Origin of the sequence: Robertmurraya mesotrionivorans (assembly GCF_050971805.1) — a bacterium.
Lineage (GTDB): Bacteria > Bacillota > Bacilli > Bacillales > Cytobacillaceae > Robertmurraya_A.
This window is the reverse complement of the sequence record NZ_JBPCCH010000001.1, coordinates 152,285-168,744: the sequence shown is the minus strand read 5'-3', so window position 1 is coordinate 168,744 and position 16,460 is coordinate 152,285. Positions and strand designations below refer to the sequence as shown.

Here is a 16,460-nt window from a genome sequence, read left to right as displayed (position 1 = left end):
AAAAAGCCAGTGTTTTCCTTCTTTATTCTACCATGACCATGATAGGAAAGGAAAACGCCGGCTTCATATTTACTCTGTATATCCCATAAGTAAACGGGCATAAGGTGAATCTGATGGCAGAACAATAACCGTTTCACCATTAATTGTCTTTTTATACGATTCTAATGTTCTAAATAATTGATAGAAGCTCGGGTCTTTTGAGAACGCCTCATTATACACCTTTGCAGCTTGTGCTTCTCCCTCCGCACGAATCGTTTCGGCATCTGCTTGCGCTTTCGCTAGCGTTTCTTTTACCTGGCGATCAGTATCTGCAATTATAATATTTTTCTGTGCATCTCCTATTGATAAATACTCCTGTGCCTTTGATTCACGTTCTGAGATCATCCGAGTGAACACTGACTGTTCGTTTTCCTTCGGGAGATCTGTTCTTTTCATACGTACATCCGTTACAACGATTCCGTAATTATCTTGTGAGAGGAGCTCATTAACCTTCTCTGTAATTTTATCATTTAAAGAACCTCTAGTAGACGCCTCATCATTAATGATTTCTTCGTAGTTTAACTTTCCAAGCTCAGATCGAACAACTGAGTAAATAAACTCCTCCATTCTTCCCTCAGCATTTTCAAGCGTTCTCGCATTCGAAATCATTTTTTTAGGATCCTCAATTTTCCAAACAGCATAATTGTCAATTAACATACGTTTTTTATCTTTCGTATTAATTTCAGCTTCATTTACATCATAGGTCATTTGATATTTTGGTAGAGTTGAAACACTTTGAACAAATGGGACTTTATAGCTTAGACCAGGAGTACTCTCAATTCGAACCACTTCACCGAATTGGCGAATAACTCGGTATTCTCCTTCTTTAACAATAAATAAGTTGGTGAGAGTGATTCCAATCAATAGAAGGATGAAAAGCGCAATCAATCCAAGTTTGGTATAATTCCGCCACTTAAAACCATCTCCAGAACGCTCTTTCATATCGATTACATTTCCATCACTCATTGTTTCCACTCCCTTCTGCCTGAGGTTTTGCTTCTTCTTTTTCTAGAGGTCTAATCGGGAAATACTTCAATGTATCACCATCATCATTCATAATATAAATTTCTGTTCCTGGTAATACTTCCTCTAATGTTTCTAACACAAGCCGTTGTCTAGTTACTTCAGGGTTGTTTTTATATTCATCGTAGAGTTTATTAAAAACCGCTACATCCCCTCTAGCAATCTCGATTCTTGCTGCTTGGTCCCCCTCAGCTCTTGAAACAAGGGCTTTCTTTTCCCCTTCTGCTTCATTGATTTTTTGATTTTGGTACTTCTTTGCCTCGTTAATTTTTGTATTCATCGTTTCACGAGCATCGGTAACATTGGTAAATGCTTTCCGAACTTCTTCATTTGGAAGCTCCACATCTTGCAGCTTCACCGCCATAATGGTGATCCCTATATCATATTTATCCATTAACGACGACAGTAACTCTCTGACGCTTGCTTCTATTTCACCTTTCCCAGAGGTTAATGCATCATCAATTTTGGAACTTCCTATAATACTACGAAGAGAAGCTGAAGTGGCATCTCGTAATATCTCTTCTGGATTATCCGCATTATATAGGTATTTGGAAGGCGTCGTAATCTTCCATTGAACAACAAGATCAGCAAGAACGATATTTTCATCTCCGGTAATCATTTTTGTCTCATTATCGAATTCAACAATTTCCCCATCTTTTTCTTCATAACCAAATTGTAAGCTAAACGTTTCCTTCGAAAGCTTTTCTACATTTTGAATTGGCCAAGGCATTTTAAAATGTAACCCAGGTTCTGTTATACCTTCTTCTACCTTCCCAAAGGTTAAAATTACAGCCTGTTCTGATTCATCAACGGTATACCACGTCGTAAAAACAACAAAACTTAATACTATGATTAAAAATATTAGACCTACTAGTGAATAAATTCTTTTTAAACTAAGCAACACCCTTCACCTCTTTCCCTTTAATAAGAACAGTTAATTGATATACGAATGTACGTGAAAAAGGTTTCAATAAAAAAGAAAAGGTGAAAGCGGGGTTAGCTTTCACCTTTTCTTTAGGTCCTTGGATGAAGGGGTTTTCCCTTACGATATTACAGAACAATTATTAAGGAATATTATAATAAATGTAAATGCACTGTAAAATTTGTATCCAAGTCACCTGTATTACTTAGGAATCTCTTTTAATAGTTCAATGATGAAAGTGGTCCCTCTTCCAACCTTACTTTCCACTCGGATATTCCCTCTATGAGCTTCAATCAAATGCTTTACAATGGCTAAGCCTAGACCGGTACCACCGGAGTTTCTACTTCTTGCACGATCCACTCGATAAAAACGTTCAAAGATTCGTGGAATTTCCTTTCGCTCAATTCCAATCCCCGTATCTATTACCTTTATTCTAATCTTGCTTGTCCTCTCACGAACCTCGACCTTTACCGAACCCCCTTCTGGAGTGTAGGAAATGGCATTGGTTATTAGATTAATAAACACTTGTTTTAATCTATATACGTCACCTTCAACAAAGATCACTTCTTCCTCCGCTTCAAATTGAAGGTCAATTTTCTTTTCAATTGCCTTACCTGCTAATATTGGAAGAACTTCATGTAACACATCAACAATATTTATTTTTTGAATGGACAATTGAAAGCCTTGCTTCTCCATCTTCGAAAGGTCTAATAAGTCTTGTATTAATGTTTGTAAACGATCGCTTTCTTTCAAGATTATGGTTAGGAAAGCCTCTAAAGTCTGCTTGTCCTCCATGGCTCCATCTAGCAGGGTCTCGGAAAATCCCTTTATAGAAGTAATAGGTGTTTTTAGCTCGTGTGAAACATTTGCAACAAAATCTTTACGCATTTGTTCAAGCTTCTTAATCTCGGTGATATCATGGAAAACTAATAAAATCCCTTTCCAAACATCGTTTAAGCCGATAATTGGGACACCATAAACTTCAAAGTGTCTTCTCTCAATCCCTACAGGTACAATTAGTTGTTTTCTAATTTTGTGCTCAGTCATAAAAATTTCTTCTATCAAATCACAAATGTCTTTTTGGTCAATCACTTCGTAGTAAAGCTTTTCTAAATATTCATTTGATTCTACTTGAAAAATTTCTTTATACGTCCGATTGACCAAATTAATATAGCCACGGCTATCGATTAATATAAGTCCGCTTCCCATATTTTCAATCAAGGTCCCTAAGCGATCTTGTTGAATTTCCTTTGACTTCATGAGCTCCTGTAGGTTTCGCGCTAAAACATTAATTGAACTACTAAGCATACCTGTTTCATCAGCATGATCCTCGTACGTTCTAGCACGATAATTTCCTTTCGCAAGCTCAATAGCTACATTGGTAGCAGATTCAATCGGCTTTGTGTACATGGTCGTTATTTTAAAACCCAATAAAATAATGACAAATAACGCGATCCCGAGTGAAACCGTTAATATCCACCAGATCTGTTCGTATGCATTTTTTATTTCTGTTAGTTTCGTGCTTAATACAATGATTCCCTCAGTCTCACCATCAAAATCTACATTGTCCCAATAGTAGTGAAGATTATATCCCCCACCTACTTCAATGATTTCATCTTCTTTTTCTAATTGATTTTCGAAGATGGACTGGAGGACACCTTCATGCCTCTTATTACTCGTATTTTCAAGGGCTCCACTATCATAAACGACATTTCCGTTTTTTTCTAATATAGTAATTCGAGAACTTAGCGTATCACTAAAATCCTTTATTCTATCTTTAGAAATATGACCTATGCCACCAGTATCTTGAATATACGTAGAGACTAACTTTGTTTCCTGCTTCATCCTCCCATCAAAGGAATCAATATAGTATCCTTTGAACAATTGTCCTAACAATAGGCCTAACCCAATAAGAACAATGAAAATAAGCATAATTAGGGCAAACAAGAGTCTCGTTCGAAATTTTATCATTCTCCCTTAGGCTCCTCCATCTTATAGCCTAAGCCTCGAATCGTTTTTATATAAACTGGTTTTTTCGTATTTTGTTCAATTTTCTCTCTTAAGTGGCTAATATGAACATCAACAATTCGCGTGTCTCCTGCAAAATCATAGTTCCATACCGCACTTAGAAGCTGATCTCGTGTTAGAACTCTTCCTTTGTGTCTTGCTAAATAGAGTAATAATTCGAATTCCTTGGGAGTGAGCTCCAGTAATATATCTCCAGAATACGCCTCGTACTGTTCAGGATAAATTTTCAGTTCTGCCACCTGAAGCACATCTTTTTCCTCTTCTTGTACCACAACTGGTTCTGGTTGTACTTGGGTTCTTCTAAGAATTGCTTTGACTCTCGCTATGACTTCTCTTGGACTAAACGGTTTTGTCATGTAATCATCTGCACCTAGTTCAAGTCCGAGAACTTTGTCAAACTCATCGTCTTTTGCAGTCAACATAAGAATAGGCGTCAAGATTTTTTGTTGACGAAGCTGTTTACATACTTCAATTCCATCAAGCTTCGGAAGCATTAAATCCAAAATAATTAAGTCTAGCTCCTGTTCCAAAGCTATATTTCGTCCTTCTTCCCCATCCGCAGCAGTTAACACTTCATAACCAGCCTGTTGTAAATTGTACTGCAGGAGCGTTACAATTGACTGCTCATCATCGACTACAAGCACTCTTTTTTCCATAAAAGCCTCCACATTCAAGTATTACCCCATCATCCACATCCATTATAATACAAATTCATTTAATAAAGATAACAAAAAATTCATAAAAAATAGACGTACTCTTAAAAAGCACGTCTATTTCTCGTTAAAAATTTTCCAAAACATTACCATCTAATGCCTCAAGTTGATGAGGAGGACAAACTAAAAGGAGTCCTTTTAGTACTTGTTCTCCCTCCTCATTTTTTCCTTCAACTGTAATTTCAATTGTATGATTGCTTATACTTACTTCGGACACTTCGAACATGAAATCAATCATTTCATAATGATAAACTGGTTTCATATATTCGATATCCTGTTTTAGGATATGACTACCTGGCCCAGGCAAATATTTTGATACAGCAGAAGTAACGATTCCGGTGAGCATAATGCTTGGCACTAGCGGCTTCTTAAAAGGAGTTTGTGAAGCATAATCATGCTGAATATACAACGGGTTCGCATCATTCGTTAGACCAAGATACAGTAGTAAGTCCTTATCCTCAATCTTTTCTGTCAGGGAAAGTTTTTCTCCTCTAGAAATTTCATTAATTTTCCGGCCCATTTTTCTCTTTTTACCTAACAACATGGTGACGATACCTCCAATAAATGAAATCGTTCTCATTTCGAATCTTATACATTTATTATAGCAAAAGCATAGAAAAACAAAAAATTCGGGGAAAAACCCCCGAATTTTCGATTTTATTAAACTAAGACGTCCATTACATTTCGTACAGCAGCTGCTGATTTATCTAAAGCACTCTTTTCTTCATCTGTTAATTCAAGCTCAATTACTTGTTCTATTCCGTTAGCTCCGAGGATCGTTGGTACCCCAAGGTAGATACCTTTATATCCATATTCACCCTCAAGGTAAGCAATAGATGGGAGAACACGACGCTGATCTTTTAAGATTGCTTCACACATTTCTACTAGAGAAGCAGCAGGTGCATAGTAAGCACTTCCATTTCCTAATAGGTTAACAATCTCTCCTCCACCTTTTCTCGTACGTTCAACAATAGCCTCTAGGCGTTCCTTCGAAAGTAATGTCTCAAGTGGAATTCCACCAGCATATGAGTATCGAACAAGAGGGACCATATCGTCACCGTGGCCACCTAGTACAAAGCCCGTTATGTCTTTAACAGATAAGTTTAACTCTTGGGCCACAAATGTACGGAAACGTGCAGTATCTAGAACACCTGATTGACCAATGACACGATTTTTCGGGAAACCAGTTTCTTGGAAAACAGTATATGTCATCGCATCCACTGGATTTGTCAAAACGATAATCGTACAGTTTGGTGAGTACTTAGCTACTTCAGATGCGACAGCTTTCATAACCCTTTGATTGGTTTGAACGAGATCATCGCGACTCATTCCAGGTTTTCTCGCAATTCCAGCGGTGATAACAACAATATCAGAATCCTTTGTATCTGCATAATCTGCTGTACCTGTAATATTTGCATCAAACCCTTGAACCGGACTTGCTTCAAGCATATCAAGAGCCTTTCCCTTTGTTGGATTTTCCATTTGCGGTATATCCAGCAAAACGACATCTCCAAGTTCCTTTTGTGCAAGTAGAAAAGCTGTTGTAGCTCCAGTAAAGCCCCCACCAATTACCGAGATCTTTTTACGCATCATTGACATAACCTTTTCCCCCTACATTTTAAAAGTCATTGCCCTAGGTCACTTTTTCATAAAAGGTAAAACAATTATAAAAAGGCTGTTCTAGAAAGAACAGCCTCTAGAACAAATTATCCCATGTTCTTAATAAGCACATCTCCAAATTCTGAGCACTTCACTTCTGTTGCTCCGTCCATCAAACGAGCAAAGTCGTAAGTAACCACTTTAGAAGCGATTGACTTCTCCATTGAATCGATGATTAACTTCGCTGCTTCATTCCAGCCTAGATGTTCAAGCATTAATACACCAGAAAGAATAACAGATGAAGGATTTACTTTATCTAATCCAGCATACTTTGGTGCTGTACCGTGTGTAGCTTCAAAAATAGCATGGCCTGTTACATAGTTGATGTTTGCACCAGGTGCAATTCCAATTCCACCTACTTGTGCAGCAAGTGCATCAGAAATATAGTCTCCGTTAAGGTTCATCGTTGCAACTACATCAAACTCACGTGGGCGAGTTAGAATTTGTTGAAGGAAAATATCTGCAATTGCATCCTTCACGATGATTTTTCCTTGTGCTTCTGCATCAGCTTGAGCTTGGTTAGCCGCTTCAGTGCCTTTTTCATCCTTAATACGGTCATACTGTGCCCATGTGAACACTTTATCTCCGTATTCTCTCTCAACAAGCTCATAACCCCAGTTCTTAAACGCACCTTCAGTGAATTTCATGATGTTACCTTTATGAACAAGAGTTAGAGATTTACGTCCCTCTTTGATCGCATACTCAATTGCAGCACGAACTAGACGAGCAGTTCCTTCTTCAGACACTGGCTTGATCCCAAGTCCTGATGTTTCTGGGAAGCGGATTTTATTTACTCCCATTTCATTTTGAAGGAAAGAAATAAGCTTTTTCACTTCATCCGAACCTTTGGCATACTCAATACCAGCGTAAATGTCTTCTGTATTTTCACGGAAAATTACCATGTCTGTATCTTGAGGACGTTTAACTGGTGAAGGAACTCCTTCAAACCAGCGAACTGGACGTAAACATACATATAAATCAAGCTCTTGGCGAAGAGCAACATTCAGTGAACGAATTCCGCCACCAATTGGTGTTGTTAAAGGCCCTTTAATAGCAATCAAATATTCGTTAATTAACTCTAACGTTTCGTTTGGCAGCCATTCTCCTGTTTGATTGAACGCTTTTTCACCTGCAAGTACTTCTTTCCATACAATCTTCTTTTCACCGTTATAAGCTTTTTCAACAGCAGCATCTAGCACTTTAGAAGCTGCAGCCCAAATATCAGGTCCCGTGCCGTCTCCTTCAATAAAAGGTACTACTGGATGATTTGGTACATTTAAAACTCCATTTGTTACAGTAATTTTTTCACCTTGCATAGTATAATTCTCCCTCCATTTTGTCTAACAAGATGTGCCTCACTTAAGGTCAATCAATATGTATAAAAGATTTCTATCCATAGCGGGCAACATCAGAATCAAAGGTTAGAGCCAAATGCCTCTAACCTCTCCTCTCTCTATTACAGCAATATTTTAGCTAAAAGTAAAATGCTGTATTCTATTTAATTTTATCCTCTTTGCTCAATCGCTACATATTTTTGCATTCCAGGACCAGTATAGTCTGCTCTTGGACGAATCAATCGATTATTTTCATATTGTTCAAGAATATGAGCTAACCAACCAGAAACGCGGCTTACTGCAAAGATTGGGGTAAATAAATCGTGGTCAATTCCTAAGCTATGATATACAGAAGCAGAGTAGAAGTCTACGTTTGGTGGAAGATTCTTTTCACCGGTTACAATGCTCTCAATTTTTGTAGACATTTCAAACCAATGTGGTTCGCCTGTTAAGTTAGTGAGTTTCTCTGCCATAAGCTTTAAGTGTTTTGCACGAGGGTCTCCTTTTCTGTAAACACGGTGACCAAAGCCCATGATTTTTTCCTTGTTCGCTAATTTGCCACGAACATAAGTATCAACATTTTCTAATGTTCCAATCTCAGTTAACATCTTCATTACAGCTTCATTTGCTCCACCATGTAAAGGACCTTTTAATGCTCCAATAGCTGATGTTACACCTGAGTATACATCCGATAAAGTTGCTACACATACACGTGCTGTGAATGTAGATGCATTTAATTCATGATCTGCATGAAGGACAAGTGCCTTGTTAAAGGCTTCCACTGCAATTGGCTCTGGCTCTTTTCCTGAAAGCATGTAAAGGAAATTAGCTGCAAAGCTTAAGTCTGTTCTAGGTGGAATTGGCTCCAACCCTTTTCGAATACGCGCAAATGCTGTCACAATTGCAGGCATCTTAGCTTGAAGACGAACTGCCTTGCGATAGTTTGCTTGCTCTTCCATTACATCGCTTTCTTCGTCATACAAACCTAATAGCGAAACAGCCGTTCGAAGTGCCGCCATTGGGTGTACTTCATTAATTGGATATAACTTAAAATGCTCAAGCACTTGTTTTGGTAGCTCTGCATTTACCGACAATTGGCTTTTTAACTCTGCTAGTTCTTGCTGTGTAGGAAGTCTTCTATGCCAAAGAAGATAGATTACTTCTTCAAAGCTGGCATTCTCTGCTAAATCATCAATATCGTACCCTACGTATGTTAGTGTATCATCAATGATTGAACTTACAGAGGAAGTCGTAGCTACTACCCCTTCAAGACCACGTGTTGCTGTCATATTGACCCTCTCCTTTACAAAGTGATTCGCTAACCCTTCTAAACTCTCTGAGTTATTAAAATATTAACATTATAGATAACTATAAGACTATAAATTTTTTCACACCCATAAAAAGGATGCGCTTACAAGTCCTATTATAAACAATTATCTGACATTTGTGAACGAAAACCGCCTAAAATGTGAAAAAATTAATATTTTATTAGAAAAACTTAAGTCTAGTAATTCATAAAACTTATCACCTTTTAGAAGAGTTCAAAAAATTTCATTGCTAAATACGCGATACCCGCACCAATTAAAGGTCCTACAGCAACACCCTTAAAAAGAGAAACAGCCAGGATCGTTCCCAGCACAAGCGCGGTGGTAATGTGGGGATCCTTCGCTAAAAGTGTTATGCCACCTTTGGCTATTAACGCTACCGCCATCCCAGATATTAAAGCAATCCATGCATATGGCGATTTAAAGGCAGCCGTTAGGTCTTTAAAACCTATTTCACCACTTGCAATAGGAGCTAATACAGCGAAAGTGATGACCGTTACTCCCCAGTTAATTCCTTTTGATTGGATATAAGAAAATATTTTTGAATCCACACCAATTATTTTAAGTAACAATAGTACCCCAACGGCAATTATTAAAGATTGGTTTTTTGCGATAAAACCAATTAGTAATAAAATGAGCAAAAATAAGCTAGCTTGTGTTAGCAATCTCAAGGCCTCCTTCATATAGATGTTATTTTACCATAGGAAAACTCAGCAAATAAACAATCGAACCATCCTTTCCGAAAAGCCACTAGATTTGTCGAAAAATAAGTAAAACATTATTCTCCATAAACAAAACTTTCCATAATCTTCATACGTAGGTAAAATAAAGAGTAAGCTAGTCTACCATTCACTCTACCATTAGGAGGACGATTAATCTGAATCTCACCTATTTATTTAGAACTATGCGATTTATGATCGTAATTGTTAGTGTACTTTTATCCGTTTTTATCCTAATTCAAATTTCAAAGGTTACATACCCTTTTATCATCGGCCTTTTAATTGCTTTTATGCTAAATCCATTTGTAAATTTTTTAGAAAGCAAAGGTCGGTTACCTAGAGCACTTGCTGTTTTAATAGGGATTATCTTTATTTTTGCATTATTTGCAGGATTCATTACTTTATTAATTGCAGAAATTGTGTCTGGTGCAGACTATTTAGCTGATGTCGTACCAAGACATTTAGATACTCTTATTAATTTTATTGAGGACTTTATCGCTGGTCAGATTATTCCTCTCTATAATCAATTAACAAGCTTATTTAATTCATTAGATACTGGTCAGCAGGACACTATCTTAACCAATATACAAAATGTCGGAAGAACAATTGGATCTACGATTGGAGATTTTGTACAAAGCTTCTTTGGAAATATACCTAATATCCTATCTTGGTTTCCAAATGCTGCAACCGTAGTCATATTCTCCTTGTTGGCAACTTTTTTCATTAGTAAAGATTGGTATCGCCTCTCACGGTTTAGCAATAAGATCATTCCAAACCGTGCAAAAAGCAGCACAAAGAGGGTACTTAAAGACTTAAAAAAAGCGCTATTCGGCTTTATAAAAGCTCAACTAACTTTAATTTCTATTACAACTGTGATCATCCTTATTGGGCTTTTGATTTTACGTGTAGATTATGCGATTACCATCGCACTTGTAACAGGATTAGTCGATATTATTCCTTACCTAGGAACAGGTGCTGTGTTTGTTCCGTGGATTATTTATGAGGCAGTTGCTGGAGAGATGAGTATAGCAATTGGTTTAGGAGTTTTATATATCATTGTGCTTGTCCAACGACAGGTCATGGAGCCAAAAGTATTATCCTCAAACATAGGTCTTGATCCTCTTGCAACTTTAATTGCGTTATTTGTTGGGTTTAAATTAATTGGCTTTTTAGGGTTAATTGCAGGACCTGTTACCCTTGTCATCATCACAACCCTGCACCGAGCAAATGTATTTAAAGATATTTGGTCCTTTATTAAGGGGAAAGAAGCATAAAAGTCCATTCTTCTGAGAATGGACTTTTCTTATTTAATAATCTTAATTCTTCCTTTATTCATCCAATTTTGGAATGCTTTGCTGAGTATAATTTTGAAAAATTTTCTTGTTGGAGGCGCTAGTAATAGGAAACCCGTTGCATCTGTTATAAAACCTGGTGTTAATAGAAGTGTGCCTCCGATAATAATACAAACTCCATCCAATAGAACATCGCCAGGCATTTGACCTGATTGTAGGAGATGTTGAGCCTTTCTAATCGTGTCTAGTCCTTGTTGCTTTGCTAGGTAGGCACCAAGCAAGCCAGTTAGAATGATAAGAGTTAAGGTGGTCCAGATACCAATAGTTTTACCTGATAATAACAAAAGACCGATTTCTGCTGCCGGTATAATAATTAATAGTAAAACGATATAACGCAAAATAATCGCCTCCTAGTTGTCCTTTTATTATATGTGTATTCCTTAAAAACAGCAAAAAAGAAGCAGCCATTAGGCTACCTCTTCTCTTCTATTACAGAACGCTTGCGTGACCGTTATAAATGACACCATGTGAAGCGTCAATTGTAATTTCTTGTCCATCCTTTAAGCTAGCAGTTGCACCTTCAGCGCCTACAATTACTGGAATTCCAAGGCTAAGTCCTACTACTGCAGCATGGCTTGTTAAGCCACCTTCTTCCGTAACTAACGCACTGCATTTCTCAATTGCTGGAACCATATCAGCATCTGAGCCAATCGTAACAAGGATAGAACCTTCTGTTACTTTTTCTAATGCTTCTTTGGCTGAGTTAGCAATCACAACTTTACCAAAAGCTGTTTTTCTTCCAATTCCTTGAGCTTTTAATACTACGTCACCAACAACATGGATTTTCATTAAGTTTGTTGTACCTTTAACATTTACCGCTCCAGCAGTAATTACCACTAAATCTCCGCGAGAAACGATACCACTGTTTAAGCTTTCCTCTACTGCTGTATCAAGCATCTCATCAGTAGTAGTGGCTTTTTTTCCGATTTGAGGATACACACCCCAAGCTAGTGATAAGCGACGAGATACACCGTCATCAGATGTAACAGCCACGATTGGAGCTTTTGGACGGTATTTAGAGATCATTCTAGCCGTATGACCACTTTCCGTAGGAGCAATGATCGCATTAGCATCCAGATTTAATGCTGTGTGTGCAACAGATTGTCCAATTGCATCTGTAATATTATGTTCATTGTCTTTGCTACGGTTAGATAAGATTTCTTTATGATCTAATGCAGATTCTGCACGAGATGCAATATTATGCATCGTTTGAACCGCTTCTACAGGATACACACCAGCAGCTGTTTCCCCTGAAAGCATAATAGCGTCTGTTCCATCAAAGATGGCATTTGCTACGTCACTAGCTTCCGCTCTTGTTGGACGAGGGTTACGTTGCATAGAATCAAGCATTTGAGTAGCCGTAATAACTGGCTTCCCTTGTGCGTTACATTTTTTAATTAAGCTTTTTTGAACAAGAGGTACCTCTTCCGCAGGAATTTCTACCCCAAGGTCACCACGTGCAACCATTAGCCCGTCAGAGATTTCAAGAATTTCGTCGATTTTATCAACACCTTCTTGATTTTCAATTTTAGGAATAATGTGGATATGTGTTGCATTATGTTCCTCTAATAAACGGCGAATTTCTAGTACATCTGATGCACGACGTACAAAGGAAGCAGCAATAAAGTCAACTCCTTGCTCGATACCAAAAATAATATCGTTTGCATCCTTTTCTGTTATTCCTGGCAGATTTACAGAAACACCTGGTACGTTTACACCTTTTTTATTTTTAAGTGTGCCCGTATTTAAAATTTTGGTATGAATTTCTCCAGCATTACGGTCAATCTTAGTTACTTCTAAGCCGATTAAACCGTCATCAAGTAAAATTTTTGATCCTTCGTTCACATCATCAAGTAATCCAGGATAAGTAATCGAGAATTTATCGACCGTTCCTTCAACCTCAGTCATTGAAACAATCACATGGTTTCCTGCAACTAACTCAATTGCACCATCTACCATATTATTCGTACGAATTTCTGGACCTTTTGTATCTAAAAGGATAGCAACCGTTTTTCCTGTTTGCTTCGCAGCTTCACGGATATTTCTAATACGAGCACCGTGTTCTTCATGGTCACCGTGAGAGAAGTTTAGACGAGCAACATTCATCCCAGCTTCAATCAGCTGTGTTAATTTTTCTACGCTTTCACTTGCTGGGCCTATAGTACAAACAATTTTCGTTTTACGCATACAATTGTGGACCTCCTAATATTTTAAAAACGTTAAATGGATAGCTCTTTTGACAAGTTGTACATACTTTGATTTACCGTATGCTTTCTAGTTAAAATTTCAATGATATCGTGGTCAATGAGCTCATTCTTTTCAATACCTACCGCTCTTCCACCCTTGCCTTGTAACAATAACTCAACTGCAAATGCCCCTAGACGGCTAGCAAGTACTCTATCTGCTGCAGTAGGAGATCCACCTCGTTGAATATGTCCTAACACAGACACACGAGTGTCAAGGTCGGTTGCATCCTTGATTTTCTTACTGAATTCATTACCGCTGCATACACCCTCAGCAACAATGATGATACTGTGTTTTTTGCCACGATCATGACCACTTCTCAAACGAGCTGCAATCTCATCCATGTCATACCCAACTTCTGGAATAATGATTGTTTCGGCTCCTCCTGCTAAACCAGCCCAAAGAGCAATATCGCCTGCATCTCGACCCATAACTTCAATGATAAACGCTCTATCATGCGATGTCGCCGTATCACGAATTTTGTCAACTGCATCAATAACCGTATTTAGAGCAGTATCAAATCCAATTGTATAATCTGTACCTGGTATATCATTATCAATTGTTCCTGGCACACCAATACAAGGGAAACCTTGCTCTGTTAATGCTTTTGCACCTCTGTAGGAACCATCGCCACCAACGACAACTAAGCCTTCAATACCAAATTTCTTTAATTGCTCAATTCCTTTTTGCTGACCTTCTTTTGTTTTAAACTCCTCACAACGAGCAGAATAAAGCATGGTTCCTCCACGATGAATAATATCACCAACAGAACCTAGTTCTAATTTCTTGATATTTCCGTTAATTAAGCCTGAGTAGCCATTATATACTCCATAGACTTCCATATCATGAAAAATTGCCTTACGAACGACCGCACGTACAGCTGCGTTCATACCTGGTGAATCTCCACCACTTGTTAACACACCGATTCTTTTCAATGCAAATCACCTCTGTATTGGATTGTTGAAGTATTATGTATAGTTAGAAGATGAATAATACGACACGTGATGCACTACTATTATTTACAGAATACCCGGGAATATTTCTAAAATACCATGAAGAAACAATGTTCTCAACTCTATCATAAACATAAAATCAATAGACGAAATAGTTTTTTTATTGAAAGCGCTTAATACCACCCTTTTTTTCTAAAAAAGTTCATAATTCTATTTTCATTGTCATTTAATTGGGATTTCTCTTAAAAAATAAGAAAGAGTGTGTCGAAACACACTCAACCATTTACACCTATATATTCGTGCAAAAATGTATATTTACCCATGTTCTTGTATTTTTCATATCTTAATGCAAGCAGTTCATTTTCTTTTAGTTGTAACAACTTCTTTAATGACTGCTGGATCGTCTCCCTAATACTTTCTGCTTGAGCATTTACGTCTTTATGGGCTCCACCTCGAACCTCAGAAATAATTTCATCAATTACTCCAAGTTCCTTTAAGTCTGGTGCAGTGATTTTCATCGTTTCCGCTGCTTGTTTCGCAAGAGAGGCATCCTTCCATAGAATAGCTGCAGCTCCTTCAGGGGAAATAACCGAATACGTTGAGTTTTCAAGCATATGGATATGATCACCCACACCAAGAGCTAGTGCTCCACCACTTCCACCTTCTCCAATGACAATACAAACAATAGGTACGGTTAAGCTTGCCATTTCAAAAAGGTTTTTTGCAATCGCTTCGCTCTGACCTCTTTCTTCGGCAGCTTTCCCAGGATACGCACCTTTTGTATCTATAAAGCAAATAATCGGACGATTGAATTTCTCCGCTTGCTTCATAAGTCTCAATGCTTTACGGTACCCTTCAGGATGTGGCATGCCAAAATTTCTGCGGATATTTTCCTTCGTATCTTTCCCTCGCTGATGACCAATAATAGTAACAGGCAACCCTTGGAATTTTGCTACTCCTGCTACAATGGCTTCGTCATCTCCAAAAAAGCGGTCCCCATGACATTCAATAAAATCAGAAAAGATAATGGATAAATAGTCAAGAGTAGTTGGCCTGGCAGGGTGTCTCGCAATTTGCACTCTATCCCATGGCTTCATGTTGTCATAAATATCTTTTTCAAGTTTTTGAAGTCTTGCCTCAAGCTTTTCAATTTCATCTGACAAATCTACTTCTGCATTCATAGTAAATTCTTTTAGCTCTGCAATTTTCTTTTTCAGCTCAACAACAGGTTTTTCGAATTCTAGCTCTCCAACCATTCTATTTCACCTCCAGGCTTATGAATGTCAAGCAATGTTGAAATTTTATCCCTTAAGTCATTTCTAGGTATAACAGCATCTAGCTGACCATGCTTTAAAAGGAACTCCGCTGTTTGAAAATCCTCAGGAAGGTCTTCTCTAATGGTTTGTTCAATAATTCTTCTACCGGCAAATCCAATTAATGCACCTGGTTCAGCAAAATTATAGTCACCTAGAGAAGCAAAACTAGCAGAAACTCCACCAGTGGTTGGGTGTGTCATGATTGATATGAACAAATTACCTTCGTCGCTAAACTTTTTAAGCGCCACACTAGTCTTCGCCATCTGCATTAAGCTTAATACTCCCTCTTGCATCCTTGCTCCACCAGAAGCAGTAAAAATGATAAACGGGATGGAAAGCTCACCGGCTTTTTCGATCGCTCTCGTAATTTTTTCGCCAACTACAGAGCCCATGCTTCCCATTCTAAAGGTAGAATCCATAATTGCGACTACTGCATCATAGCCTTCTACTTTACAAACACCGGTCACAACGGCTTCGTTTAAATTGGTTTTCTCTCGATCTTTTTCAAGCTTTTCTATATAATCGGGGAATCCAAGCGGGTTCTCAGAAATCATGTAACGATCAAGTTCAACGAAGCTCCCTTCGTCGACGAAGCTACTAAGCCTCTCCTTTGAATTCATCGGGTGATGGTATCCACAGTGAACACATACCTTCAGATTTTTCATTAGCTCTTTGGAATACATGATTTTTTTACAGTTTGGACACTTGGTCATTATCCCTTCTGGGACATCTTGCTTGGCTGCTTCGGTTGGAATAGTAGCATATTTTTTCTTCTTTGATTTTGTAAATAGGTCTTTAATTGGCAAGCTGAAACCTCCCCATGTGTTTCTAGT

At 37.9% G+C, this 16,460-nt stretch carries 15 protein-coding genes; 1 reads left to right on the top strand and 14 read right to left on the bottom strand.

Annotated features, from left to right (window positions below; genetic code table 11):
- Positions 1-69 precede the first annotated feature (69 nt).
- From hflC to ACRX5O_RS00790, 9 genes are all read right to left on the bottom strand, one after another.
- The gene (gene hflC / locus ACRX5O_RS00830; protein ID WP_433904217.1) at positions 70-1,005 is read right to left on the bottom strand and encodes a protease modulator HflC; all 936 of its coding nucleotides are present in this window, start codon (positions 1,003-1,005) and stop codon (positions 70-72) included.
- Positions 998-1,963: an FtsH protease activity modulator HflK gene (gene hflK / locus ACRX5O_RS00825; protein WP_433904216.1), complete on the bottom strand. Its 966-nt coding sequence runs from the start codon at positions 1,961-1,963 to the stop codon at positions 998-1,000. The genes hflC and hflK overlap by 8 nt, the downstream gene beginning before the upstream one ends.
- 222 nt (positions 1,964-2,185) lie before the next feature.
- A complete protein-coding gene (pnpS, locus tag ACRX5O_RS00820; protein WP_433904215.1) occupies positions 2,186-3,955 on the bottom strand; it encodes a two-component system histidine kinase PnpS in 1,770 nt (589 codons plus the stop codon).
- The gene (locus tag ACRX5O_RS00815) at positions 3,952-4,668 is read right to left on the bottom strand and encodes a winged helix-turn-helix domain-containing protein (protein WP_433904214.1); all 717 of its coding nucleotides are present in this window, start codon (positions 4,666-4,668) and stop codon (positions 3,952-3,954) included. Before ACRX5O_RS00815 ends, pnpS begins: the two co-directional genes overlap by 4 nt.
- Before the next feature lie 124 nt (positions 4,669-4,792).
- Positions 4,793-5,269: a MaoC/PaaZ C-terminal domain-containing protein gene (locus ACRX5O_RS00810; RefSeq protein WP_433904213.1), complete on the bottom strand. Its 477-nt coding sequence runs from the start codon at positions 5,267-5,269 to the stop codon at positions 4,793-4,795.
- Between the two features lie 116 nt (positions 5,270-5,385).
- On the bottom strand, positions 5,386-6,324 hold the full coding sequence (mdh, locus tag ACRX5O_RS00805; RefSeq protein ID WP_433904212.1) for a malate dehydrogenase: 939 nt from the start codon (positions 6,322-6,324) through the stop codon (positions 5,386-5,388).
- Between the two features lie 107 nt (positions 6,325-6,431).
- Positions 6,432-7,700, bottom strand: a complete 1,269-nt coding sequence (gene icd / locus ACRX5O_RS00800; RefSeq protein WP_433904211.1) for an NADP-dependent isocitrate dehydrogenase — start codon at positions 7,698-7,700, stop codon at positions 6,432-6,434.
- Positions 7,701-7,888: 188 nt separating this feature from the next.
- Positions 7,889-9,007 carry a citrate synthase gene (gene citZ, locus ACRX5O_RS00795; protein WP_433904210.1) on the bottom strand — a complete coding sequence of 373 codons (1,119 nt, stop codon included), beginning with the start codon at positions 9,005-9,007 and terminating at the stop codon, positions 7,889-7,891.
- A 242-nt stretch (positions 9,008-9,249) separates the two neighbouring features.
- Positions 9,250-9,708, bottom strand: coding sequence for a DUF441 domain-containing protein (locus ACRX5O_RS00790; RefSeq protein WP_119709365.1), 459 nt, complete (start codon positions 9,706-9,708; stop codon positions 9,250-9,252).
- A gap of 248 nt (positions 9,709-9,956) precedes the next feature.
- On the opposite strand from ACRX5O_RS00790, the gene ytvI reads away from it, so the two are divergent.
- On the top strand, positions 9,957-11,036 hold the full coding sequence (gene ytvI / locus ACRX5O_RS00785; protein WP_433904209.1) for a sporulation integral membrane protein YtvI: 1,080 nt from the start codon (positions 9,957-9,959) through the stop codon (positions 11,034-11,036).
- Between the two features lie 29 nt (positions 11,037-11,065).
- Here ytvI and ACRX5O_RS00780 read toward each other — a convergent pair whose 3' ends face one another.
- The 5 genes from ACRX5O_RS00780 to accD all read right to left on the bottom strand — a co-directional run bounded on the left by ACRX5O_RS00780 (position 11,066) and on the right by accD (position 16,433).
- Positions 11,066-11,452: an FxsA family protein gene (locus ACRX5O_RS00780; RefSeq protein ID WP_433904208.1), complete on the bottom strand. Its 387-nt coding sequence runs from the start codon at positions 11,450-11,452 to the stop codon at positions 11,066-11,068.
- 91 nt (positions 11,453-11,543) lie between these two features.
- A complete protein-coding gene (gene pyk / locus ACRX5O_RS00775; RefSeq protein ID WP_433904207.1) occupies positions 11,544-13,301 on the bottom strand; it encodes a pyruvate kinase in 1,758 nt (585 codons plus the stop codon).
- Between the two features lie 32 nt (positions 13,302-13,333).
- Entirely contained in the window at positions 13,334-14,293 is a 960-nt protein-coding gene (gene pfkA / locus ACRX5O_RS00770; protein WP_433904206.1) for a 6-phosphofructokinase, read from the bottom strand.
- Between the two features lie 293 nt (positions 14,294-14,586).
- Positions 14,587-15,567: an acetyl-CoA carboxylase carboxyl transferase subunit alpha gene (gene accA, locus ACRX5O_RS00765; protein ID WP_433904205.1), complete on the bottom strand. Its 981-nt coding sequence runs from the start codon at positions 15,565-15,567 to the stop codon at positions 14,587-14,589.
- Positions 15,552-16,433 carry an acetyl-CoA carboxylase, carboxyltransferase subunit beta gene (accD, locus tag ACRX5O_RS00760; protein WP_433904204.1) on the bottom strand — a complete coding sequence of 294 codons (882 nt, stop codon included), beginning with the start codon at positions 16,431-16,433 and terminating at the stop codon, positions 15,552-15,554. The genes accA and accD overlap by 16 nt, the downstream gene beginning before the upstream one ends.
- Between the last annotated feature and the right edge of the window lie 27 nt (positions 16,434-16,460).

What these genes read in the sequence shown, in the direction of transcription:
- hflC (WP_433904217.1), bottom strand. Translation starts at nt 1,005, where the DNA reads ATGAGTGATGGAAATGTAATCGATATGAAAGAGCGTTCTGGAGATGGT.
- pnpS (WP_433904215.1), bottom strand. Translation starts at nt 3,955, where the DNA reads ATGATAAAATTTCGAACGAGACTCTTGTTTGCCCTAATTATGCTTATT.
- ACRX5O_RS00815 (WP_433904214.1), bottom strand. Translation starts at nt 4,668, where the DNA reads ATGGAAAAAAGAGTGCTTGTAGTCGATGATGAGCAGTCAATTGTAACG.
- ACRX5O_RS00810 (WP_433904213.1), bottom strand. Translation starts at nt 5,269, where the DNA reads ATGTTGTTAGGTAAAAAGAGAAAAATGGGCCGGAAAATTAATGAAATT.
- mdh (WP_433904212.1), bottom strand. Translation starts at nt 6,324, where the DNA reads ATGTCAATGATGCGTAAAAAGATCTCGGTAATTGGTGGGGGCTTTACT.
- icd (WP_433904211.1), bottom strand. Translation starts at nt 7,700, where the DNA reads ATGCAAGGTGAAAAAATTACTGTAACAAATGGAGTTTTAAATGTACCA.
- citZ (WP_433904210.1), bottom strand. Translation starts at nt 9,007, where the DNA reads ATGACAGCAACACGTGGTCTTGAAGGGGTAGTAGCTACGACTTCCTCT.
- ytvI (WP_433904209.1), top strand. Translation starts at nt 9,957, where the DNA reads ATGATCGTAATTGTTAGTGTACTTTTATCCGTTTTTATCCTAATTCAA.
- pyk (WP_433904207.1), bottom strand. Translation starts at nt 13,301, where the DNA reads ATGCGTAAAACGAAAATTGTTTGTACTATAGGCCCAGCAAGTGAAAGC.
- accA (WP_433904205.1), bottom strand. Translation starts at nt 15,567, where the DNA reads ATGGTTGGAGAGCTAGAATTCGAAAAACCTGTTGTTGAGCTGAAAAAG.